This is a genomic window from Streptomyces sp. NPDC014861, assembly GCF_043081625.1.
Taxonomy (GTDB): Bacteria; Actinomycetota; Actinomycetes; order Streptomycetales; family Streptomycetaceae; genus Streptomyces.
Genome location: NZ_JBIBWV010000048.1, coordinates 1 through 1876 on the forward strand (window position 1 = coordinate 1; position 1876 = coordinate 1876).

1 protein-coding gene is annotated in these 1876 nt (G+C 65.0%); it reads right to left on the reverse strand.

Annotation, left to right across the window (positions count from 1 at the left end):
* A partial coding sequence (locus ACF1BN_RS37755) for a serine/threonine-protein kinase (RefSeq protein WP_392336129.1) occupies nt 1–1876 on the reverse strand: 1876 nt, incomplete at both ends.

The following is a 1876-nucleotide window of genomic DNA, read 5'->3' on the forward strand; positions in this document are numbered from 1 at the left end:
GGACGCTCGGTCGTAGAACCCATCATTGACGTAGGCGAAGAAGTCGGTGTCCGCACTGTCACCGTGCTTCACCAAAGACATGAGTAATTCTGCCCCGTTCCCGGAGCGGAGAAAGCTCTCGGCGGCGTGGTCGAAGGGGAACCTCCCGCTTGAGGACACGGCCGTGACGCTGCGGCGGACATTCACTACGAAGGGGCGCGGCTGAAAGTCGCTGAATCTCCCCAGGGGGTGGGCGCCGAAGCCGAGCTCGAGTACTCCCGTCCAACCGCGATCAACCACGAGCAGACGCCTGTTTTCGTCGTCATCCAGCCAGGTCACGCACATCTCGGAGTCCCCCACCTGCATCGTGGCGAGCGTAGACTCAGATCTGACGGCCACGGCGCCTGCTGCGCCGTCGAGACCGTGCTCTTCGACGTACCAGCGGAGCCGTCCGTTCAGGGCGGTCATCAGAATCTCGCAGCACGTCTGCGGGCCCTGAGGGAACGGGTCCTCCATTATGACTTGCAGAGCTTTGCTGGCCAGATTCCGAACCTCCTTCTTGACCTCCTCCCTGAGCGAGTGGTTCCCGCCCTTCGGTAGGACGGTCAGGTGCAGCCAGTGCTCTGGGTTACCGATGAGCATCGATCCGGGGGCGACGGCTTCGAACCGTCTGATCCGGTCGAATTGCATGCCGGCTTGAGTGCTCGTCGTCAGGCTCCAGCGGTTGACGCGTTCCCGCGAACCCGTCCGGCTCTGCGGATCGTTCTCCTCCGCCTCCCGGTTGAGCAGCCGGACGGCTGCGGGCGGCAACCAGTCGGCCGCCCCCACGTCCCTGGGGTCGCCCGGTATACCTCCGGAGAGCCGGGCGACCAGGTCGTCTGGGGCCGGCCGGTCTGCCGGTTCTGCGGCCATGCAGTCCTCGATCAGCGGGAGCAACAGGTCCGGCAGCCCCATCAGATCGGGGGTTCCCTCCAGCAGTTTGACGATCACGTTGACTGACGTCCCGTCAAACGGCGCGTGACCGGTCGCGGCGAAGACGAGGGTGGACGCCATCGAGTAGACGTCTCCGGCCTGATTGCGCGGGTCGAAGGCACGCAGCTGCTCCGGAGCCATGTACGGCAGAGTCCCCATAAGCGTGCCCTCTGGAGTGATCCGCGTCAGGTTCACGGTGTGCGCGATGCCGAAATCGATGACTCGCGGACCGTCCCAGGCGATCAGTACGTTGGCCGGCTTCACGTCGCGGTGCGTCACCCCTGCGGAGTGAATCGATGCCAGTGCCTCCGCCATACCCAGTGCGATGCGGTGCACGGTACGGACCGGCAGCGGACCACACTCCCGTACGAGCCCTTCGAGGGAGGGAGCCGCCACGTATGCCGTTGCCAGCCAGGGCCGGGCTGCATCCGCGTCGGCGTCGACGACGGGCGCCGTATAGAACCCGCTGACCCGCCGTACCGCCTCCACCTCACGGGGAAACCGCTGCCGGAAGTCCGTGCTGTCGGTGAGGTGTTCATGGAGCACCTTCACGGCCACCCTCCGCTGAGACGGTGATTCCCCCAGATACACGGTTCCCATGCCGCCAGCCCCGAGCCTGCCGATGAGCCGATACGGGCCGACGGTTCTGGGATCCTGATCAGAAAGCGGCTTCACAACGTCCTCCTGATAATGCGGCTGCAAGAGCAGTAACGCCGTGGACGGCAGCGGGAGGCGCATCCGGTGGACGAGCATCCTGTGGATATGAGTTCCCCGTCTGATGAGCAGGATCGATTTTATCCGGCCGGGCGACCCCATCAGAGGTAATGCCACCACAGGCGACTTCGTCAGCGGTTCTTGCTCCTCAGCGGCGGTTACGCGGTCGCATGGGGTGACGACTGGGATGATCCGAAGGTTCCCGTCCCGG